The sequence below is a fragment of the Bifidobacterium samirii genome (assembly GCF_003952945.1).
Taxonomy (GTDB): domain Bacteria; phylum Actinomycetota; class Actinomycetes; order Actinomycetales; family Bifidobacteriaceae; genus Bifidobacterium; species Bifidobacterium samirii.
Genome location: NZ_QXGK01000018.1, coordinates 1 through 21452, shown reverse-complemented (window position 1 = coordinate 21452; position 21452 = coordinate 1). Strand labels below are relative to the sequence as shown.

The window sequence follows — 21452 nt, the reverse complement described above, 5'->3', positions numbered from 1 at the left end:
GGTCGCCATGCGACGGGCCGACGGGCGGAGGGATCAGCGGCCGCTCACAGGCCGGTGGCCCACAGCAGGATGCACGTGAACGGGGCCGCCATCAGGATCGAGTCGACGCGGTCCATCACGCCGCCGTGGCCCTTGAGCAGGTGGCCCATGTCCTTGATGCCGATGTCGCGCTTGAGCATCGAGGCGCACAGGTCGCCGAACGTGCCGACCGCGCCGATCATGACGCCGGCGACGACCGGCACCCACCAGCGCGTCGCCCACAGGGCGGCGTCGTAGGTGCAGGCGAACACGGCGAACGCGCCGACCATCGCGAACAGCATCGACCCGATCAGGCCCTCGACGGACTTCTTCGGCGAGATGCGCGGCGACAGCTTGTGTTTGCCGAGCCATGCGCCGGCGAACAGGCCGCCGGTGTCGCTCAGCGCCGGCAGGAACACGAGCATGATGCCGTGCGCGACCGGGTGGCCGTTGAACGTCAGCGAGATGATCAGGCAGGACGCGAGCAGCGGCAGGTACAGCAGCGTGAGCAGGGACACGGCGACGTGGCTGGCCGGGCTGTGGCGGCGTTCGCCGTCCTCGTCGACGAACAGGGAGCGCACCTCGGCGCTGGCACCGGTGTGCGCGAGCTTGGCCGACACCGCCTCGGACAGACGGTCGCCGAGCTTGGCGCGCACGCCCGCGGACAGCGCGACCACGACGGCCGACGCCATCGTGCACGCGGCCATGGCCACGATGTGGTGCGGCGCGTAGTAGGTGGCGAGGAGCGTGACGGCCGAGCAGATCCACAGCGGCACCACGGGGATGTGGAGGCCCGCGGCGGCGAAGTCGACGCGCAGCTCCCACAGGGCCAGGATCATGAACACGACGATCAGCAGGACGAACAGGTCGCGGCTGATCAGCAGGCATGCGAGGATGACCGCGACCAGCACCGCCGCGGTGGCGATGGCCTGCGGCATGTTGCGGCCCGTCTTCTTGTTGATCGCGTCGAGGGCCTCCTCGGCCTCACGTTCGCGCTGGGTGCGGCTCGTCATCGCGTGCTCCTTCCCTCAAAAAACATGCCAAGGCCCCCGCGTGCGGGAGCCTTGGCCGGTCGCGGAGGATCAGACCTCCATGATCTCCTTCTGCTTGGCCTCCAGCAGGGAGTCCAGCTCGTCGGTGACCTGCTTGGTGACCTTGTCGAGGTCCTTGAGCAGACGATCGCCCTCGTCCTCGCCCATCTCGCCGTCCTTGACGGCCTTGTCGATGGACTCCTTGGTCTTGCGGCGGATGTTGCGCACCGCGACCTTGCCGTCCTCGGCCTTGGTCTTGGCGAGCTTGACGTACTCCTTGCGGCGCTCCTCGGTCAGCTCCGGCATGGTCAGGCGGATGACGTTGCCGTCGCGGCGCGGGCTGGCGCCCAGGTCGGAGTCGCGCAGCGCCTTCTCGACCGCGTTCGCCTGGGACGGGTCGAACGGGGTGACGGACAGGGTGCGCGGCTCGGGCACGCCGATGGTCGCCACGGACTTGAGCGGCATCGTCATGCCGTAGGACTCAACGCTGATGCCGTTGAGCAGGGCCGGGTTGGCGCGGCCGGTGCGGATGCCGGAGAAGTTCTCCTTGGTGTTCTCGACGGTCTTCTTCATCTGGTCCTTGGCCTGATCGACGACAGTCGCCATGGTTTTCGCTCCTTTGTGATTGGTTGGTCGGATTGTGGTCTGGTTTGCGCTCAGTCGGCGAGCGTGGATTCGGCGTCGGACACGAGCGTGCCGATGTTCTCGCCGAGCAGGGCGCGGGTCACGTCGCCCTCGCCCTCAAGGCCGAACACGCGGATGTGCTGCTTGTTGTCGCGGGCCATCGACAGCGCGGACGCGTCCATGACGGCGAGGTTGTCGACCAGCGCGCGGTTGTAGTCGAGGGTGGCGAAGCGCTTGGCGGACGCGTCCTTGCGCGGGTCGGCGGTGTAGACGCCGTCGACGCCGTTCTTGCCCATGAGCACCTCGTCGCAGTGGATCTCCAGCGAACGCTGGATGGAGACGGTGTCGGTGGAGAAGTACGGCATGCCGGCGCCGGCGCCGAAGATCACGACGCGGCCCTTCTCCAGATGGCGGATGGCCTTGAGCGGGATGTACGGCTCGGCCACCTGACCCATGGTGATGGCGGTCTGCACGCGGGTGGCCTGCCCCTCCTGCTCCAGGAAGTCCTGCAGGGCCAGGCAGTTCATCACCGTGCCGAGCATGCCCATGTAGTCGCCGCGGGAGCGGTCGATGCCGGCCTGCTGCAGTTCGGCGCCGCGGAAGAAGTTGCCGCCGCCGGTCACGATCGCGACCTGCACGCCCTGCTGCACCGCGGGGACGATCTCCTCGGCGATGCGGCGCACCACATGCGTGTCGATGCCGACGCTGCCGCCGCCGAACGCCTCGCCCGAAAGCTTGAGCAGCACTCGACGCGGCTTGGTTTCTCCAGTCATACACAGCCTTTCCGTCATCCGGCTCCGGCTCCGCCGCGGCGCGACGGACCCCGGGCCGCTGAAATTACCGTCTCTCAGACTATCCGCAAATACAGACAGCACCCGGCAGCGACGCTCCGGGACAATCGCGGCGGATGCGGACGGCGGACGGCGGAAATACGACGATGGCGGCCCGCGGAACGAATCCGCGGGCCGCCATCGGTCGGACGACTGTCGTCACCGTCATGCGGTTCGGACGATCAGGCCGGAATTCACTCGGCCTCGCCCTTGCCGACCTCGACGCGGGCGAAGGCGAGGGCCTTGCCGCCCACTTCCTCGAACAGCTTGCCGACGGTCTTGGACGGATCCTTGACGAAGGCCTGCTCGAGCAGGACGTTCTCCTTGTAGAAGGCGTTCAGACGGCCCTCGACGATCTTCGGGACGATCTTCTCCGGCTTGCCCTCGGCCAGGGACTTCTCGGTGGCCACGCGGCGCTCGGACTCGACCACGTCGGCCGGGACGTCCTCGCGGGTCAGCCACTGGGCGCCCATGGCGGAGATCTGCAGGGCGGCCTCGTGGGCCACGGCGGCGCCGGCGGCGTCGGTCGCGATCATCGCGACGATGCTCGGCGGCATCTCGGCGGACTTCTTGTGCGCGTAGACCTCGACGTGCTCGCCGGAGATCTTGGCGAACTGGCCGACCTTGACGTGCTCGCCGAACAGGGCGGCGGCCTCCTCGACGGACTCCTTGACGGTGCCGTTCTCGGCCGGAGCGGCCAGCAGGGCCTCGGCGTCGGCGGCGTCGGCGGACACGGCGTAGCCGAGCACGGTGTCGGCGAACTCGACGAACTTCGGGGTCTTGGCCACGAAGTCGGTCTCGGAGTTCAGCTCGACGGCGTAGGCGGTCTCGCCCTCGGCGGTCTCGACGACCTTGGAGGCGATGGTGCCTTCCTGGGCCTTGCGGCCCTCACGCTTGCCGGCGGCCTGGATGCCCTTGGCGCGGATGATCTCCTTGGCGCGGGCGACGTCGCCTTCGGCCTCGGTCAGGGCCTTCTTGACGTCCATCATGCCGGCGCCGGTCTCCTCGCGCACCTGCTTGATCAGAGCTGCAGTGATTGCTGCCATTGTTGTCTCCTCTAGATTCTATTGGTCCGTAAGGCCGTGCGGCGCGACGCGGACGGCGCCGCGCCGCACGGATTGGCTCGGGTCAGGCTCAGGCCTGGGCCTCGGCCTCGGAAGCGACCTCGGCCGGGGCGGCCTCGGCGCCCTCGGTCAGCAGCTCCTTCTCCCAGGCGGCCATCGGCTGCTCGGCCTCGTCGGCCTTGGCGGCCTTGCCGGAGCGCTCCAACAGGCCCTCGGCGACGGCGTCGGCCATCAGGCTGGTCAGCAGCTCGATGCCGCGGATGGCGTCGTCGTTGGCCGGGATCGGGTACTCGACGGCTTCCGGATCGGCGTTGGTGTCGACCAGGGCCACGACCGGGATGCCCAGCTTGTGGGCTTCCTCGACGGCCAGGGCCTCCTTGTTGATGTCGACGACGAACATCACGGAAGGCGTACGGTTCATGTTGCGGATGCCGCCCAGCTGCTTGTTCAGCTTGTCCTTCTCGCGCTCGAGCAGGAGCAGCTCCTTCTTGGTCAGGCCGGAGCCGCGCACGTCGGAGAAGTCCATCTCCTCGAGTTCCTTGAGACGGTTGACGCGCTTGGAGACGGTCTGGAAGTTGGTCAGCATGCCGCCGAGCCAGCGCTCGGAGACGTAGGGCATGTTCACGCGCACGGCCTGGGCGGAGACGGCCTCCTGAGCCTGCTTCTTGGTGCCGACGAACAGCACGGTGCCGTTGTGAGCGACGGTGGTCTTGATGAAATCATAGGCCTTGTCGATCATCTCGAGCGACTTGAACAGGTTGATGATGTGGATGCCGTTGCGCTGGGTGAGGATGAACTGCTTCATCTTCGGGTTCCAGCGGCGGGTCTGATGACCGAAGTGGATGCCGGCCTTGAGCATGTCGCTCATCGTGATCTGTGCCATTGCACTACCTTTCATGTCGGTTATTGCCTGGTCATGCGCACCCGCGTGCAGCCCGGGACCCGCCTGGGCGGGGCTCCGGACCGACCGACACGGGCCGTCGCGGACATGACGCGTTCTGCGGTGTGCCGGTTGACAATACTGGTGGTTCGGGCCGTCTGCGACTATGGCCGTCGCCGGGTGGCACACACGAGCGTCCACGATAGCAGACGCCCGGTACAGCCGGATGCGGCGACGCCCCGCCGTGCGCGGCGTGCGGGACGCCGGCGCGGCGGGGCGTCGGAAGGAACGGGATCGGGACCGTCAGCCGTGGGTGCGCATGTAGCGCAGCGCCTCGCGGCGCTCCTCCTTCTCCAGACGGTCCAGGTAGACGTGGCCGTCGAGGTGGTCGCACTCGTGCTGGAGCATGCGGCCCATGAGTCCGCTGCCCTCGAGCACGACCTCGTTGCCGTCGAGGTCGATGCCGCGCACGCGCGCGTAGTCGGCGCGGCGGGTCTTGTACCACAGGCCCGGCACGGACAGGCAGCCCTCGTCGCCGTACTGCTCGCCGCTCTTCTCCTCCATCACCGGGTTGAGGATGTAGCCGATCTTCCCGTCGATGTTGTAGGAGAAGGCGCGCAGGTTCACGCCGATCTGGTTGGCGGACAGGCCGGCGCGGCCCGGGTCGTCCACGGTCTCGAGCAGGTCGTCGACGAGGCGGCGCACCGCCGGGGTGATGGTCCTGATCTCCTCGCACGGGGTGCGCAGCACCGGGTCGGGGACTACGCGGATGTCACGGATGGCCACTTACTTCTCCTCGCTGTCGTTGGTGTCGTCGGCGGCGTCGGCGTCCGACGGGAGCGGCTCGCCGTCGGCCGGCTGCCGCTTGATCCTGTCCTGCATCGTATCAAACGCCTGCCTCATGCGCGGCGTGACGTTCTCCGACGCCTGCTTGACCGATTCGGACGCCTGGCGCACGGTCTCGGTGGTCCGGTCGAGGATCTGCACGGTCCTGGGCACCGGGCGGCCGCCGGACTTGGGCGCGTACAGCACGTTCTCGATCACGTCCTCGTAGCGGGCGAGCACCTTGGGGCGCACGACCTTCATGCTGGCGGTCAGCGTGCCCCTGTCCTGGCTGAACTCCTCGTCGAGGATCACGAACTTGCGCACCGATTCGGCGCGCGACACGTTCGCGTTGGCCTGGTCGACGTACTGCTGGACGAACGAGCGCACCGCATCGGACTGGGCGATGCGGTCGGCCGGCATGTCCGGGTCGAGGCCGCGCGAGGCGAGCCAGGAGCGGGTCATCTCCGGGTCGAGCTCGATGAGCGCCGAGATGAACGGCTTGCCGTCGCCCACCACGACCGCGTGCGAGACGATCGGGCAGGTGCCGATGACGTCCTCCATCGGGGCGGGGCTGACGTTCTTGCCGCCGGCGGTGATGATGATGTCCTTTTTGCGTCCGGTGATGAAGATGAAGCCGTCGTCGTCGATCGTGGCCAGGTCGCCGGTGTGCAGCCAGCCGTCGGCGCCCAGCACCTGGGCGGTCAGGTCGGGGCGGCGGTAGTAGCCGAGGAACACGCTCTCGCCGTGGATCATCAGTTCGTCGTCGTCCGCCAGACGCACCTGCGCGCAGCCGGGGTGGCCGACCGAGCCGATGCGGTTGGAGTCCTGGAAGTTGACCATGCACGGCGCGGCGGTCTCCGTCATGCCGTAGCCCTGGATGAACGTGATGCCGTCGAAGCCGTTGAAGAAGTGCGCCAGGTCGACGTTGAGCGGCGCGCCGCCGCAGGCCAGGTACTTCAGGTTCGGGCCGAGCGCGGAGCGGATCGAGGCGCCGACGGTCTTCATGTAGAACGCGTGCTCCAGGCGGGCGGGCAGCGAATGGCCGCGGCCCTCCTGCTCGTCCTTGGACCACTGGACGAAGTGGGTGACGGCCTTGGCGAAGACGCGGCCCTGGATGCCGGCGCCGGCCTTCTGCGAGGCCGCGTTGTACACCTTCTCGAACACGCGCGGCACGCCCAGCAGGTACGTGGGCTTGAAGCCGCGCAGGTCGGCGAGCAGGTGGGCGGCGGACGGGATGTAGCCCACGACGCCGTGCGAGCCGATCGCCACGTACTGGATGTATCGGGCGAAGCAGTGGGCCAGCGGCAGGAACAGCAGCAGGCGGCTCGGCTGGTAGAGCATGTCGTTGAGCACCTCGTAGCCGTTGAGCACCGTGTGGGTGAAGTTGCGGTGCGAGAGCATCGCGCCCTTGGGCTTGCCGGTGGAGCCGGACGTGTACACGATCGTGGCCATGTCGTCGGCCCTGACGCGGCCGATCGTGCGCTCCAGCTCCTCGTCGGACACCGAGCCGCCGAAGTCGGCGACGGCGTCCAGGCCGTTCGCCTTGAAGTTGAACACGTACTTGAGGCCGTCGCGCTCGGCGCGGATCCGGTCGAGCGTCTGGGCGTGCTCGTAGTCGCCGGCGAACGCGATGACCGGGTCGACGTCCTCGACGATGCTCTCGGCCTGCTTGGCGGAGTCGGTCTCGTACACCGGCACGCTCACCGCGCCGATCGCCGCGCACGCGAAGTCGACGACGCCCCACTCGTAGCAGGTGGGCGAATAGATGACGATCATGCTGCCGGGGCGCACGCCCAGGCCCATCAGGCCCTTGGCGACCTCGCGCACGCGCGCGTCCATCTGGCCGGCCGTCACGTCGTGCCACTGGCGGGTCTGCTCGTCCTGCCACTGGGCGATCAGGTCCTCCGGATCGCGCGCGGCGCGGTTGGCCAGCAGCGAGTAGATGGTGTCCTTCTCTGTCGTCGGGCGGATCGTATCCACGGAATATTCACGCAACATGAGTCCCATACTATACCGGCGCCCGACGTCCCCACCGGCCACGGGCGGCGCGGTCAGCCGATGTCGGCGTACACGCACATCCAACGGCAGCCGATCTGCTGGAGCGCGATGTTGGCCCAGTGGTCGTTGCTGCCGATCGTCAGATGGATTGCCGTCTCGATGTGCGTCGCGCTGATCAGCATGCCGTTGACCGACTGCGGGATCACCGGCAGGACGCCCATCGGATGCCCCTGCTCGGGACGGCGGCGCCGCTCATCGTCGAGCAGCACGGCCATCGTGTCGAGCTTGCGCAGGCACTGGGTGGTCACGCTGCGCTGGAGACGGTCCGCGGAGATGCGGCCGCGCACGACGTCGGTCGCCATGCAGGAGATGCGGCACGACGACAGTGCCAGCGCACGGCACTGGACCGAGTCGACCTGCCCCTCGAAGCAGCGGGCGATATGGTACGGGACGGGCTTGCGCGACAGCTCGATCTCGAGCTCGCCTTCCTCGGGAGGTATGGGCCTGCGGCTCCACGGCACGAATGATGAATCTTCCTCGGCAGTCATCGTCGACCTGCTTTCCATAGGATGCACAACGCGTCCGGGCCTCCCCCGGACACCGCGGCGTCCCCTTGGCGCCGCGGTGTCCACCTCACCACACAATGGGCCCCCGGTCAACCGACCGGGGGCCCATTGTGGATAAGTGCGCGCCGGTGTCCCGGTCCGCGGCGATCAGCGGCCGTACGAGGTGACGACCATGTTGCAGCGCTGGAAGTTCTTCACGTCCACGTAGCCGGTGGACGCCATCGCGCGGCGCAGCGCGCCGATGTAGTTCACCTGGCCGTCGGCCTGGTGGCTGGGGCCGAACATGATCTGCTCGAGCGAGCCGACCGTGCCCACGTCCGTGCGGAAGCCGCGCGGCAGGCTCTGGTGGCGGGCCTCCGAACCCCAGTGCTTGCCGCGGCCGGGGGCCTCCTCGGCGCGCGCCAGCGGGGCGCCGAGCATGACCGCGTCGGCGCCCAGCGCGAGCGCCTTGACGAAGCTGCCGGAGTCGCCCATGCCGCCGTCGGCGATGACCTGCACGTAGCGGCCGCCGGATTCGTCCATGTAGTCGCGGCGGGCCTCGGCCACGTCGGCGATGGCGGTGGCCATCGGGGCGTGCACGCCGAGCGTGGTGCGCGTGGCGGACACGGCGCCGCCGCCGAATCCGACGAGCACGCCGGCGGCGCCGGTGCGCATCAGGTGGAGGGCGGCCGTGTAGTTGGCCGCGCCGCCGACGATGACCGGCACGTCGAGGTCGTAGATGAACTTCTTGAGGTTGAGCGGCTCGTGGCCCTTGCTGACGTGCTCGGCCGAGACGACGGTGCCGCGGATGACGAACAGGTCCACGCCCGCGTCGACGACGGTCGAGTAGTACTGCTGGGTGAGCTGCGGCGAGAGCGCGCCGGCGACCGTGACGCCGGCGTCGCGGATCTCGTGCAGGCGCTGGACGATCAGCTCCGGCTTGATCGGCTCGGCGTAGATCTCCTGGATGCGCGGGGTGGCCTCGTCGGCCGGCAGGGACGCGATCTCGGCCAGCAGCGGCTCCGGATCGTCGTAGCGGGTCCACAGGCCCTCCAGGTCCAGCACGCCGAGGGCGCCGAGGCGGCCCATCGCGATCGCGGTGGCGGGGCTGGTGACCGAGTCCATCGGCGCGCCGATCACCGGCACGTCGAACTCGTAGGCATCCACCTGCCACGAAGTGGACACGTCCTCGGGATCGCGGGTGCGACGGGACGGGACGATGGCCACGTCGTCCAGCGAGTAGGCCTGACGGCCCTTCTTACCCAATCCGATTTCAATTTCCTGAGACATGACTCCCAAGGCTAATGCCCGTGCATGACAGTCCGTGTTTCGGATACGGGGCGGCCCGTGTTACAAACCTGCGCTATGACTTGCTCCATACCCCCCACATCCCGCGAAGGAGGAAGCATGGCCAAGATCAAGGTCGAAGGCAAGGTCGTCGAGCTCGACGGCGACGAGATGACCAGGGTCATCTGGAAGGACATCAAGGACCGTCTGATCCTGCCGTATCTGGACGTGGACCTCGAATACTACGACCTGGGCATCGAGAACCGCGACGCGACCGACGACCAGGTGACCGTGGACGCGGCCCGGGCGATCCAGCGCGAGCACGTGGGCGTCAAGTGCGCCACGATCACGCCCGACGAGGCGCGCGTCGAGGAGTTCGGGCTCAAGCGCATGTGGAAGTCCCCCAACGGCACGATCCGCAACATCCTGGGCGGCACGATCTTCCGCGAGCCGATCGTCATGTCGAACGTGCCGCGGCTGGTGCCCGGCTGGACCAAGCCGATCGTCGTGGCCCGCCACGCCTTCGGCGACCAGTACAAGGCGACCGACTTCAAGGTGCCGGGCGCCGGCCGTCTGACCGTCACGTTCACCCCCGAGGACGGCTCCGAGCCGATCGAGCACGTCGTGTACGACTACGGTCCGGACGGCGGCGTCGCGCAGGTGCAGTACAACGCCGACGATTCGATCCGCGGATTCGCGCGCGCCTGCTTCAACTACGGTCTGATGCGCGGCTACCCGGTGTACCTGTCGACGAAGAACACGATCCTCAAGGCGTACGACGGCCGCTTCAAGGACATCTTCGCCGAGGTGTTCGAGACCGAGTACAAGGAGCGCTTCGCGCAGGAGGGCCTGACCTACGAGCACCGTCTGATCGACGACATGGTCGCCAGCTCGCTCAAGTGGCACGGCGGATACATCTGGGCGTGCAAGAACTACGACGGCGACGTGCAGTCCGACTCGGTCGCCCAGGGCTTCGGCTCGCTCGGCCTCATGACCTCGGTGCTCATGACCCCGGACGGCCGCACCGTCGAGGCGGAGGCCGCGCACGGCACCGTCACCCGCCACTACCGCCGCTGGCAGAAGGGCGAGAAGACGTCCACCAATCCGATCGCCTCGATCTTCGCGTGGACCGGCGGCCTCAAGCACCGCGCCGACCTCGACGGCACGCCCGCGGTGCGCGACTTCGCGCTCACGCTGGAACGGACAATCGTCGACACCGTCGAATCAGGCGTCATGACCAAGGACCTGGCCATGCTCGTCGGCCCCGACCAGCCGTGGCTCGACACCGAGGGATTCATGGACGCGCTCGCCGAGGGACTGGAGCGCGCGCTGCGCTGACCGCGTTCCGGACCGGATACCCAACAGGCCGGCCGCATCCCGCCGCGGGGTGCGGCCGGCCTCGTCATGCGCCGGTACGACTACAATGTCAGCCGAACGCATACGAGCATGAAAAGGATGGATCATGACCCTTCCCGGCATCCGCCTCGCCACGCGACTGACGGCGACCGTCTCCTGCGCCGCCCTGGCCCTGTCCCTCTGCGCCTGCACGTCCGAGGGAGGGCGGACGCAGGACGACGACGCGGACGACGCGACGCCCGTGGCCGGCAGCGTCGCCGTCTTCACGCCGTCCGACGCGATGACGCTGTCGGGCGACGTGCCGCTCAACACGTGGGGGTCGTTCGTCTCCGCGCTGTCGGACGCGCTGCAGGAGCGCGACGTGGCCCGCAAGCGCATCGTCGCCTCGTCCAGCGGCGATCTGGACGAGCAGAGCCGCGCGGTGCAGGACTACGTCGTGGAGCGGGTGAGCGACGGAACGGTGTCCGACGAGGAGCTGCGCGCCACGACGCTCGTCGTCGCGCCGGCGTACGACACGGACGAAGCGACCGCACGCTACGGCGACTATGCGAGAACGCCCGTCGCCGACGGCGATGGCGATGCCGATGCCGGCAACGGTTCCGACGACGATGCCGCGACGAACGGGACCGCAGGCAACGGGACCCAGGCCGGGACCGACGACGGCACGAGCGATGGCACAAACGGAGATTCGGACGACGACACGGATGCGGCGGCCGTCTCGCGGCTCGCCTCGTCGCTGAACCTGGCGCGGGAGCACGGCATGCACGTGGTGATGCTGTCCGACACGGTCGACGGGGCGACCCCGGACGCGATCGTGGCGATGGCCGACGCCGAGGGCATCGGCCGCATCCAGGCCCGCAAGCTCGCCGACAAGCTCGACCTGGACAAGACCAGCGCCGACAACCCCAAGGCGATCGAGGTGCTCCTCCCCGTGACCGGATGGCAGGAGACGGACGATACCGACGCCGCCGGGACCGATTCCGCGTCGTCCGATTCGTCCGGCGACACGCGATCCGACGATGCGGCGGCCTCGGACGAGGCGTCCCGATCCGACGCCTGGACCGACACGGCGCAATCCGACGGCACGGCCGGCGAGAGCGGCGAGGACGCCGACGCGCGCATGGGCGCCGCGTTCGCCGCATCCCTGTTCAAGGGCGTCTGGTCGGTGCTGCAGCCGTATTTCGAGGACGGCAAGGCGTTCAGCCCGTCCGGCCTGCTCGACGCCCACAGCACCGACGACGACTGGAGCCGCGTCGCCTTCGCCGACGACGCCGGCGACGCGATCGCGAGCCGCCTCGCGTCGGACGAGGAGGACGTGCACACCCGCATCGACGGCGTCATCGCGATGAACGACCATGCCGCGCAGCAGGTCGTCGCCTCGCTGCAGCAGCTCGGCTACACCGGTTCGGCGGCCGACATCAACCCGTCGATCACGATCTCGGGCATCGTGGAGAACATCACCGGACGCAAGGACCTGCAGCGCAACGCCGTCCCCGACCCGATCAAGGCCCCGCAGGCCGATGCGACGGACGCCGACGACGAGGCGGAGGCGAAGCGCGACCTCGACGAGTTCAACCGCCGCTGGCCCATCGTCACCGGCTACGGCGCCTACGTGGACGCGATGCCGGGCATCGTGGGCGGCAGCCAGTGGATGACCGCACTGGAGGACCGCGCCGGGCTGGCCGACGACACGGCGGCCGTGTGCGCGGCGCTCAACGACGGCGGCACGCCCGCGAGCGCCGGCGTCGCCTCGCTCGGTTCGACCACGGTCGACGGTCATAAGGTGCCGACGGTGAGCCGTGACCTGCTGGCGGTGAGCGCGTCGAACCTCAAGGAGACGCTCATCGATCCGGGGTATATCTCACTGGCCGACGCCGGCCTGTGACGGTCTGCCTGTGATGGCCGGACCGTGCCGGACGGTCCGTGACGGACCGTCGGTTCGTCCGCTGTCTTCGATCGGCGGCGGTTCCTGCGCTTGCGGGGACCGCCGCCGTCGTTTATGGTCCGGCGTGCCTCCGGTTGTCCACAATCCCCGGGTTGTCCACATCGGGTTGTCCACAACACGCCGGCGACCGGGGTCTGCGTCCACAATCCCCGTTCGCCCTTGTGCGGGTGCGGCCGGTCGTCTTCGATGGACGTATGGATACCTACTTCTCCACCATCCCTCCCGCCGAGCGCACCGCCCTCGGCGGCACCGGCCGCATCGACGGCCTTGACGCTTCCGATGCGTCCGATCCGGATCCGGAGGCGCTGGCGGCGCGCCTATCCGATGTGTCGCTCCCGCCCCGGGAGCTGGGCGCGCTGGGCGAACGGTATGCGGCCGCCTGGCTTGCCGCGTCCGGGTTCACCGTGCTGGAGCGCAATTGGCGTTGCCGCTACGGCGAGCTGGACATCGTGGCCCTCTCCCCGGAGCGCTCCCTCGTCTTCGTCGAGGTCAAGACGCGCCGCGGAGTGCGCTACGGTCCGCCGCAGGAGGCGGTGACCGCCCGGAAGCGCAACAGTCTGCGCGCGGCCGCCGTCCAATGGCTGACGGACAGCCGTCATCGCGTGCCGCATCGGGGCGTGCGCTTCGACGTGATCGCGATCGTCGCCGCCGCGGGAGCGCCTCCGGTCCTGCGTCATATCCGGGAGGTGTGCTGATGACGATCGGAAGCGCATTGTCCGTGGGGCTGGTCGGTCTCAAGGCGTTCGTCGTGCAGGTGCAGGCGTTCGTCTCGCCCGGCCTGCCGTATTTCTCGATCATCGGCCTGCCGGACGCGTCGTTGAGCGAGGCGCGCGAACGGGTCAAGTCCGCCTGCCAGGCGAGCGGCATGAAGTGGCCCGAGACGCGGGTCACGGTGAACCTCTCCCCCGCGTCGATGCCCAAGCGCGGCTCGTCGCACGATCTGGCGATCGCGGCCAGCGTGCTGAGCGCGGCCGGGGTCATCGCCCCCGGTTCGCTCGACGGGACGATCGTGCTGGGCGAGGTGAATCTCGACGGCACCGTGCTGCCCATCCACGGGCTGCTGCCGATCCTGCTGCACGCGCGGGACCGGGGGCTGCGCCGTCTGATCGTGCCGGCCGGCAACGAGGACGAGGCGTCGCTGGTGGACGGGATGGACGTGGTGTGCGTGCGTCATGTGGGCGAGCTGGTCGAGATGATGGGCGGCGACGCCCGGTATACGCTTCCCGACGCCGTCCGGACCGCGTCGGCGCTCGACGCGGAGCCGTTCCATCTGCCCGGCATGGGCGACATGGCCGAGGTGGTGGGCCAGCCGATGACGAAGTGGGCGCTGCAGGTCGCCGCGGCCGGCGGGCACCATCTGCTCATGGTGGGGCCTCCGGGATCGGGCAAGACGATGCTCGCCTCGCGCATGCCGGGCATCATGTGCCCGCTCGACGAGGCGGAGCAGCTCGAGGTCGCGTCGATCCGCTCCCTGTGCGGCACGCTGCCCGCATACGGGATCAGCGACGTGCCGCCGTTCGAGGCGCCGCATCACACGTCGTCCACGGCGGCGCTCGTCGGAGGCGGCGCCGGGCTGGCCGGTCCGGGGGCGATCACGAGGGCGCATCGCGGCGTGCTGTTCATGGACGAGGCGCCCGAGTTCTCGTCGCGCACGCTCCAGACGCTGCGCGAACCGCTGGAGTCGGGTTATGTGGCGCTCTCCCGTGCGAAGGGCACCACCTACTATCCAGCGCGTTTCCAGATGGTCATGGCCGCGAACCCGTGCCCGTGCGGGTTCGCCGGCGGCACCGGGGAGCGCTGCACCTGCCGGGAGCGCGACCGCATCCGGTATTTCTCGCGACTGTCGGGGCCGATCCTCGACCGCATCGACATCCAGGTCGAGGTCCCCGCGGTGGACCGCATCGGCGCGGGCCGTGCCGTCGGCGAACGGTCCAGCGCCGACATGCGCGTGGCGGTGGTCAGGGCGCGGTCCGTCGCCAAGGAGCGGTTCGCGCCGTTCGGATGGTCGTGCAACGCGCAGGCGTCGGGTCAGTGGCTGCGCGAGCATACGTCGAGCAAGGCCATCGAACTGGTCAACCGCGCCCTGGAGGACCGGAGGCTGAGCCTGCGCGGCGCCGACCGGGCGATGCGCCTGGCGTGGACGCTGGCCGACATGGAGGGGCTCGGCTCCCCCGGCCCCGAACAGATGCATCAGGGCATCCTGCTGAGGGCGAGGGTGTCATGAGCGCCGCTCCCGTTCCCGAATCCGTTCCGCCGCGGATTCCCGCGCCCGCGCCGCCGCCGGACGATCCGGACGAGGACACGCTGTGCCGGGCCGCGCTCACCGCGTGCCTCGACGGCGCCGACGCGCTCATGGTGGCGCTCCTCAAGGGCCTGCCCGACGCGGCCGCCGTATGGCGGCTCGTCGTCGACGCGCGCCCCTGCGCCGAACCGCATTCCGCGGCACTGGCGCGCAAGGCCCTCGACGAGGCGTTCCTCACCGGCCTCGTCGCCTGGGGCCGCCGTCCGCTGGCCCGGCATGTCGAATCGTTCCATACCGCGTTGGCGGGATGGCATCGTCGGATGGAACGCCTGCCGTCCCTCGACCCGCAGGCGTGCCGGCGATGGCTCGGACTCGACCGCGGCCGGCGGATCATAGGACCGTCCGGCCCATGCTGGCCGTCCCGGCTCGACGATCTGATGATCCGCCGCGAATGGGCGCCGCCGCTGTGCCTGTGGGTCGCCGGCGAGCCGTCGGCGCTCGTCTCCTGCCCGGCGCCGCTGGCCGTGGTCGGCTCGCGGGGCGTCAACGACTACGGGTCGCGCGTGGCGCGCACGCTCGCCTCGCGCGCGGCCCTGCACGGGCATCTGGTCGTGTCGGGCGGCGCGATGGGCACCGACGCGGCCGCGCACTGGGGTGCGCTCGACGCGCTGGCCCGCGCCGACGATCCGGACGCCGTGGGCCGTACGGTCGCGGTGTTCGCCGGCGGCCTCGACCATGTCGGCCCGCAGTGCAACAGGGAACTGTTCTCGCGCATCCTCGACTCGGGCGGCGCGCTCGTCAGCGAGCTGCCGCCCGACGTCGTGCCCGAGGCGCGCCGGTTCCTGCTGCGCAACCGCATCATCGCCGCGCTCGCGTCCACCGTCGTCGTCGCCCAGGCGCGGCTGCGCTCCGGCGCGCTCAACACGGCCGGATGGGCCGCCGAACTCAACCGCGAGGTGTACGCCGTGCCCGGCGACATCACCACGCCCGGCAACGCCGGCTGCAACCGGCTCATCGCCGACGGCAAGGCGATGATCCTCACCTCGGCCGACGCCGCCGACGGCATCTGCCATCCGTCGCACCGTCCGCTCCCGCCGCCCACGCCGGACCGCGGCGCGCACGCGCAGCCGGACGGTCGTACCTCCGCACCGGCGAGCGGGCGGACCGGGCCGAACGACGGCGACGCGCCCGACGCCGACCCGGATGGCGGATACGTCGGCACGCAGGATGCGGCCGACACCTTCCGCCCCGTCCTCGCCGCGATCCGGCGATGCCGGCGCGACCGGGTGCCGGCGAGCGCCGAGGCGATCGCGCAGCGGGTCGAGGGCATGGACCTGCCCGCCGTGCTCGTCATGCTCGGCGAGATGGAGATGGCGGGCGCGCTCGCCGTGCGCGACGGCGTCGTCGTCCCGGCGTCTCCCCACAATCGTGGGTATGAGTCCGAAGCATATCGAAGACATGTATGACGCCGTGATCGTGGGCGCCGGCGCGGCCGGCCTGTCCGCCGCGCTGGCGGTGCTGCGGTCGGCGCAGATCGCGCGTCTGCGCGACGAGGGCGTCGATCCGCGCATTCTGGTGATCTCCAAGCTGCAGCCGCTGCGTTCGCATACGGGTTCCGCCGAGGGCGGCATCGCCGCGAGCCTGGGCAACGTCGAACAGGACGAGTGGCGCTGGCACTACTACGACACCGTCAAGGGCGGCGACTGGCTGGTCGACCAGGACGCCGCGGCCCTGCTGGCCCAGTACGCGCCCGAGACGGTCATCAACCTGGAACGCGACGGCGTGGCCTTCTCCCGTACCGGCGACGGCCATATCGCGCAGCGCCGCTTCGGCGGCCACACGCGCGACTTCGGCGCCGAACCGGTGCGCCGCGCCGCCTATGCGGCCGACCGCGTCGGCCATCAGATCCTGCACACGCTGTGGCAGCAGTGCGTGGGCGCCGGCGTCGAATTCGCCGAGGAATGGCATGTGACCGATCTGGTGCTCGACAGCGACGGCGAGCGTGTCGCCGGCGTCGTCGCCTTCGACACGCACAAGGGCGTCACGCACGCCGTGCACGCGCGCAACGTGCTGCTCGCCACCGGCGGCGCCGGCCGTCTCTTCCACACCACGTCGAACTCGTGGGACCTGACCGGCGACGGCATGGCGCTCGCCCTGACCGCCGGCCTGCAGCTCGAGGACATCGAATTCGTGCAGTTCCATCCGACCGGACTGGCGCACACCGGCATCCTCCTGTCGGAGGCGGCGCGCGCCGAGGGCGGCGTGCTGCGCAACGCCGACGGCGAGGCGTTCATGGAACGCTACGCGCCCGGCCACGCCGACCTGGCGGCCCGCGACGTGGTCAGCCGCTCCATCCGCGCCGAGATCGACGCGGGCCGCGGCGTCGCCGACCCCAAGGATCCCGACGGTCCCAGGGACTGCGTGTGGCTCGACATGACCGGCATCGACGCCGACCACATGGAGGCCGTGCTCCCGCAGGTCAGCGAGACGATCCGCAAGTACGCCGGACTCGACCCGGTGCACGACTGGGTGCCGGTCAAGCCGACCGCCCACTACACGATGGGCGGCATCCCCATCGGCACCGACGGCGTCGTCTACCGTTGGGACGGCGAGGAACGCCATCCCGTCGAAGGCCTGTTCGCCGCCGGCGAATGCTCGTGCGTGTCCGTGCACGGCGCCAACCGTCTGGGCGGCAACTCGCTGCTCGACGCCTGCCTGTTCGGCACGCAGGCCGGCCGCACGCTCGCCGACCGCATCGCCGACGCGCCCGTCGCCGTCGCCGGCATCGACGCCGACATGACGTCCGACGCCGACGATCCGGTCGACACCGCCGCCGCGGCACGCCGCGACGACATCGCCGCATTGCTCGCCGGCCCCGCCGACGCCGACGATCCGGACGCCGACGACAACCCGTACCGTCTGGCCGCCGACCTGGGCGCCGTCATGGAGCAGGCGCTCGCGGTGCGCTGCGACGCCCCGTCGATCGCCCGCGCCGCCGACGAGCTGCGCGACGAGCTGCGACCGCGCGCCGAACGGCTGCGCGCGCACGAGTCCGCGCCGACGTTCAACCAGGAGCTGACGGCGATCTGGGAGGTGCGCCATCTGGTCGATCTGGCGGGCGTGATGCTCGCCGCGTCCGACGCCCGCCACGAGTCGCGCGGTTCGCTGTGCCGCACCGATTTCCCGGAGCGCGACGACGAGCGCTTCCTCGCGCATTCGATGACCGCGGCCGGCGAGGAGCCGCTGTGGCAGCCGGTGCATATCGTCGATATGCCGCCGCAGGAGCGCAGCTACTGACGGCCGGGCCGTTCCGTCCGGCGTCTCCGCCCGTGTTCCCGACCGGGCCGGCCGTGCCATCCGGCCGGCCCGCTCCCGTGCGAAGGCCCGCCGAAGGCCGTTTCCCCCTGCTCACCGGCCGCGCATCCGGCGCGCAGGTCGATTACGTCGATTGCGCGCCGATTGCGCGATGACGGGGACCGGGCCTTGGCAGGCCATGCCCTATGGCAGAATGTATTGTCGATTCTTGTGACTTCAGGAGGCTGATGAGTATGAGCGGCACGAACGATGTGCTGACCCGAGTGACGCTGCGCGTGAACAGGTTCGCGCCCCGTCCCGAACGAGAAGGCCGTTCACGCGGGGCGAGCCCGTTCGCCCGCAAGGCGTCCCCGTTCGGCTCGTCGGCCGAACCGCGCGCGCGTCGTCCGCGCGGCCGCCAGTGGGTGCAGGAGTACGTGCTCGACGTGCGCCCGCAGGACACGGTGCTCGACTGCCTCCTCACCATCAAGCGCACCGTCGATCCGACGCTCGCGTTCCGCTATTCGTGCGGCCACGGCATGTGCGGATCCGACGCGGTGGCGATCAACGGCACGCCGACGCTGCTGTGCACCGCCGCGGTCGCCGACTGGGCCAAGCCGGCCGTGCCGGTCGACGCCGACGGCTTCCGTCGCACCGGTGACGCCGACGCGACCGCCGCCGACGATGACGCTGCCGCCGCAAGCGCTGCCGCAGGTGCCGCCACAGCGTCCGCCGATCTGGGCGTCATCGAACTGTCGCCGCTGCCCGGCTTCCCCGTGCTGCGCGACCTGATCGCCGACATCGACCCGATGCTCGACCAGATCCGCAAGCTCAAGCCGTACCTGCAGGCGGACGGCGTGCTCGCCACCACGTCCGAAGGCAAGGTGGACGTGTTCGAATACCTGCAGCATCCCGAGGAGCTGGCCCGCTACGAGACGCTGACGAACTGCATCGCCTGCGGCGTGTGCGAAGGCAGCTGCCCGGTGTTCGCCGGCGGCGACGCGTTCATCGGCCCCGCCGCGCTCATCGCCGCGTCCCGGTTCGTCAACGATTCGAGGGACACCGCCACCGATGCGCGTCTGGACGCGATCGACACTCCGGACGGCGTGTCGGCGTGCCAGTCGGTACGCGCCTGCACGCTGCAGTGCCCGCGCGGCATCGACGTGGGCGAGGAGATGTGGCAGATCGTCGCCAAGGTCAAGGAACGCTGAGACCGTTCGGAACGTATGGCTATGGACAAGACGTCGTATACGAACCTGTCGCGGGCGTGGGAGTTCGCCGAGGACCACGCGTTCTCGCGGCAGTCGCCGCAGATCGCCAAGGCCCGGGAGATGGCGCATAAGGCCGGCTTCCCGCAGGGGCCGGCCGGTCAGGCGGAGCTGCTGTCGCTGCTGGTGCGCATGACGGCCGCGTCGTCGGTCATAATGGTCGGCACCGGGTCGGTCGTCGAGACGCTGCAGCTGGCGGCCGGTCTCGACGGCGCGGGCCAGCTGACCGCGGTCGACTCGTCGGCGCAGGGCATCGCATTGGTGCGGAGCCTGTTCTCGACGATGGCCGACCAGACGACGGCCCGGCTGCGCGCGGTCAACGCGCCCGCCCAGGTGTTCCTCCCCCGCCTCAACGCGGGCGACTACGATCTGATCGTCGTCGCCGGCGACAGCGACAACTATGCGGCGACGTTCGAGCAGGCGCCGCGGCTGCTGCGCACGCACGGCGTCATCGCGTTCACCGACGTGTTCGCGCTTGAGGATGCGGCCGCGAACGGCGGCACGCTCAACCCGGCCGACCGTTCGCGCAAGGCCGTGGCGATGCGCGAGCTCGTGTCGCTCGTCGAGGCCGACGAGCGGTTCGTCACGACGCTCACGCCCACCGGCACCGGCGTGCTGTTCGCCGTCAAGACCGCCGACTGACGACGGTACGGTTCAGCTCTTTCAGCCCTTTCGCCCCTTCATCGCCCACCGCTTCGACTGCCGGTGCAGCAGCACGCCGCTGACAGCCGCGGCGATCAGCGATGCGGCGAGCACGCCGAAGCGCGCCTCGGCGGACAGTTCGGGATTCGTGTACGCGAGCGACGCGATGAGGAACGATACGGTGAACCCGATACCGCACGCGCACGCGGCCGGGAACAGGTCGGTCACCTTGAGTCCGCGCGGCATCGCCAGTCCGCCCAGCCTCGTCGAGATCCATGCCGTCGTCATGATGCCCAGCGGCTTGCCGACCACGAGCGCGACGATGATCGCGATGACGAGCGGCGAGAGCATGAGCGCCGGCGTGAGCGACGCGAAGCGCACGCCGGTGGCGAACAGCGCGAACACCGGCAGGGCGACGAGCGCGGAGAGCGGCTGGAGCTTGTGCGCGTAGCGCTGCGCGCGCGGGGTCGTCTCGCCGAAGCGTTCACGCGCCGGGGTGAGCAGGCCTACGAGCACGCCGGCGAGCGTGGGATGCACGCCCGCCTCGAACATCATCACCCAGGCGAGCACGCCCACGACGCCCACGGCGATCCACGGGACGCGCCGCATGCGCACCAGCACGTACCATGCGGCGGCGCACGCCGCGATGCCGAGGAACCAGTACCAGGCATTGAGCGAGGAGAAGAACACGGCGATCAGGATGATCGCCAGCAGGTCGTCGACGGTCGCCAGCGTCATGAGGAACGCGCGGATCGAACCGGGCAGTCCCTTGGCGAACAGGGCGAGCACGGCCAGCGAGAACGCGATGTCGGTGGCGGTAGGCACGGCCCAGCCCTGGGCGAGTTCGGCGAACGGGACCGTCTGTCCGCCGGTGAGCACGACCGTGCCGCTCTCCCCCGAGCCCCATTGCGAGAACAGCGACGCCACGGCGACGAACAGGACGGGCGGGACCAGCATGCCGCCCACCGCGCACAGCATCGGCACGGCGGCGGCCTTCGGATTGGCGAGGGAGCCGGTCGTCAGCTCCTGTTTGAGGTCGAGGCCGACGGTCAGGAAGAAGACGGTCAGCAGGCCGTCCTGCGCCCAGTGGCCGATCGGCAGGTCGATGTTGGTGTGCGGCACGGCGACATGCGTTTCGGCGACCGTCTCGAACAGGTGGGCCGTGGCCGGCAGGTTCGCCAGGATCAGCCCGACGAGGGCGAATCCGAGCATGATGAGTCCCGAGATGCGGTCCGATCCCGCGATGCGGCGGACCGCCGCCCCGATTCCACGACGTTGCGCCATCGCGCCTCCGTTCCATGATTGATCCGTCCGGTTCCGTCCGGTCCGTCCGGTTCGCCGGCCGCGTCCTGCGGCGGCGCGACCGGGCCGCCGATACGGCCGTACCCCGATACGACGAGCGTCCACCGCAAAAGTGCGGCGGGCGCTTGATTGCGTCGTCCATTCTACCCGAGGACGCGGGTCCCGTTCAGCCCGGCGACGTGCCTCACGTTTTTTGAGCGCGTAGGGTGTGGTGGTGCCTCATCGGGAATGAGCGCGAACGGTATCGGTCCTGTTTGGCTTGTCTTATGGAAGACAGGATCAGCATGGCGACGAAGCGGCA

18 protein-coding genes are annotated in these 21452 nt (G+C 69.8%); 8 read left to right on the top strand and 10 right to left on the bottom strand.

The annotated features are described in order from the left end of the window. Window positions 1–44: 44 nt before the first annotated feature. From D2E24_RS08160 to D2E24_RS08120, 9 genes are all read right to left on the bottom strand, one after another. Window positions 45–1031, bottom strand: coding sequence for a phosphatidate cytidylyltransferase (locus tag D2E24_RS08160; protein ID WP_125968850.1), 987 nt, complete (start codon window positions 1029–1031; stop codon window positions 45–47). 69 nt (window positions 1032–1100) lie between these two features. Next, window positions 1101–1655, bottom strand: coding sequence for a ribosome recycling factor (gene frr / locus D2E24_RS08155; protein ID WP_125968849.1), 555 nt, complete (start codon window positions 1653–1655; stop codon window positions 1101–1103). 50 nt (window positions 1656–1705) lie between these two features. Next, entirely contained in the window at window positions 1706–2446 is a 741-nt protein-coding gene (gene pyrH / locus D2E24_RS08150) for a UMP kinase (protein ID WP_125968848.1), read from the bottom strand. Window positions 2447–2697: 251 nt separating this feature from the next. Continuing rightward, on the bottom strand, window positions 2698–3549 hold the full coding sequence (gene tsf, locus D2E24_RS08145) for a translation elongation factor Ts (RefSeq protein ID WP_125968847.1): 852 nt from the start codon (window positions 3547–3549) through the stop codon (window positions 2698–2700). Window positions 3550–3637: 88 nt separating this feature from the next. Continuing rightward, window positions 3638–4450 (bottom strand): 30S ribosomal protein S2, encoded by an 813-nt coding sequence (rpsB, locus tag D2E24_RS08140; RefSeq protein ID WP_125968846.1) that lies wholly within the window; start codon window positions 4448–4450, stop codon window positions 3638–3640. 300 nt (window positions 4451–4750) lie between these two features. Then, the gene (gene def, locus D2E24_RS08135) at window positions 4751–5233 is read right to left on the bottom strand and encodes a peptide deformylase (protein ID WP_125968845.1); all 483 of its coding nucleotides are present in this window, start codon (window positions 5231–5233) and stop codon (window positions 4751–4753) included. After that, complete coding sequence (locus D2E24_RS08130; RefSeq protein ID WP_125968844.1) at window positions 5234–7270, bottom strand: AMP-dependent synthetase/ligase; 2037 nt, start codon at window positions 7268–7270, stop codon at window positions 5234–5236. Window positions 7271–7323: 53 nt separating this feature from the next. Then, window positions 7324–7818, bottom strand: coding sequence for a hypothetical protein (locus D2E24_RS08125; protein ID WP_125968843.1), 495 nt, complete (start codon window positions 7816–7818; stop codon window positions 7324–7326). A gap of 165 nt (window positions 7819–7983) precedes the next feature. Further along, window positions 7984–9105: a GuaB3 family IMP dehydrogenase-related protein gene (locus tag D2E24_RS08120; protein ID WP_125968842.1), complete on the bottom strand. Its 1122-nt coding sequence runs from the start codon at window positions 9103–9105 to the stop codon at window positions 7984–7986. Between the two features lie 117 nt (window positions 9106–9222). On the opposite strand from D2E24_RS08120, the gene D2E24_RS08115 reads away from it, so the two are divergent. The 8 genes from D2E24_RS08115 to D2E24_RS08080 all read left to right on the top strand — a co-directional run bounded on the left by D2E24_RS08115 (window position 9223) and on the right by D2E24_RS08080 (window position 19849). After that, window positions 9223–10440: an NADP-dependent isocitrate dehydrogenase gene (locus D2E24_RS08115; RefSeq protein ID WP_125968841.1), complete on the top strand. Its 1218-nt coding sequence runs from the start codon at window positions 9223–9225 to the stop codon at window positions 10438–10440. A 124-nt stretch (window positions 10441–10564) separates the two neighbouring features. Continuing rightward, a complete protein-coding gene (locus tag D2E24_RS08110) occupies window positions 10565–12343 on the top strand; it encodes a substrate-binding domain-containing protein (protein ID WP_125968840.1) in 1779 nt (592 codons plus the stop codon). 254 nt (window positions 12344–12597) lie between these two features. Beyond that, complete coding sequence (locus tag D2E24_RS08105) at window positions 12598–13098, top strand: YraN family protein (protein WP_125968839.1); 501 nt, start codon at window positions 12598–12600, stop codon at window positions 13096–13098. Then, window positions 13098–14627 carry a YifB family Mg chelatase-like AAA ATPase gene (locus D2E24_RS08100; protein ID WP_125968838.1) on the top strand — a complete coding sequence of 510 codons (1530 nt, stop codon included), beginning with the start codon at window positions 13098–13100 and terminating at the stop codon, window positions 14625–14627. The genes D2E24_RS08105 and D2E24_RS08100 overlap by 1 nt, the downstream gene beginning before the upstream one ends. Beyond that, window positions 14624–16111: a DNA-processing protein DprA gene (locus D2E24_RS08095; RefSeq protein ID WP_125968837.1), complete on the top strand. Its 1488-nt coding sequence runs from the start codon at window positions 14624–14626 to the stop codon at window positions 16109–16111. Before D2E24_RS08100 ends, D2E24_RS08095 begins: the two co-directional genes overlap by 4 nt. Further along, on the top strand, window positions 16080–17942 hold the full coding sequence (locus D2E24_RS08090) for an FAD-binding protein (protein WP_125968836.1): 1863 nt from the start codon (window positions 16080–16082) through the stop codon (window positions 17940–17942). Before D2E24_RS08095 ends, D2E24_RS08090 begins: the two co-directional genes overlap by 32 nt. A 251-nt stretch (window positions 17943–18193) precedes the next feature. Continuing rightward, window positions 18194–19150 carry a 2Fe-2S iron-sulfur cluster-binding protein gene (locus D2E24_RS08085; RefSeq protein ID WP_125968835.1) on the top strand — a complete coding sequence of 319 codons (957 nt, stop codon included), beginning with the start codon at window positions 18194–18196 and terminating at the stop codon, window positions 19148–19150. A gap of 21 nt (window positions 19151–19171) precedes the next feature. Further along, a complete protein-coding gene (locus D2E24_RS08080) occupies window positions 19172–19849 on the top strand; it encodes an O-methyltransferase (protein WP_125968879.1) in 678 nt (225 codons plus the stop codon). Window positions 19850–19870: 21 nt separating this feature from the next. Here D2E24_RS08080 and D2E24_RS08075 read toward each other — a convergent pair whose 3' ends face one another. Continuing rightward, window positions 19871–21133, bottom strand: a complete 1263-nt coding sequence (locus tag D2E24_RS08075; RefSeq protein WP_125968834.1) for a Na+/H+ antiporter NhaA — start codon at window positions 21131–21133, stop codon at window positions 19871–19873. Between the last annotated feature and the right edge of the window lie 319 nt (window positions 21134–21452).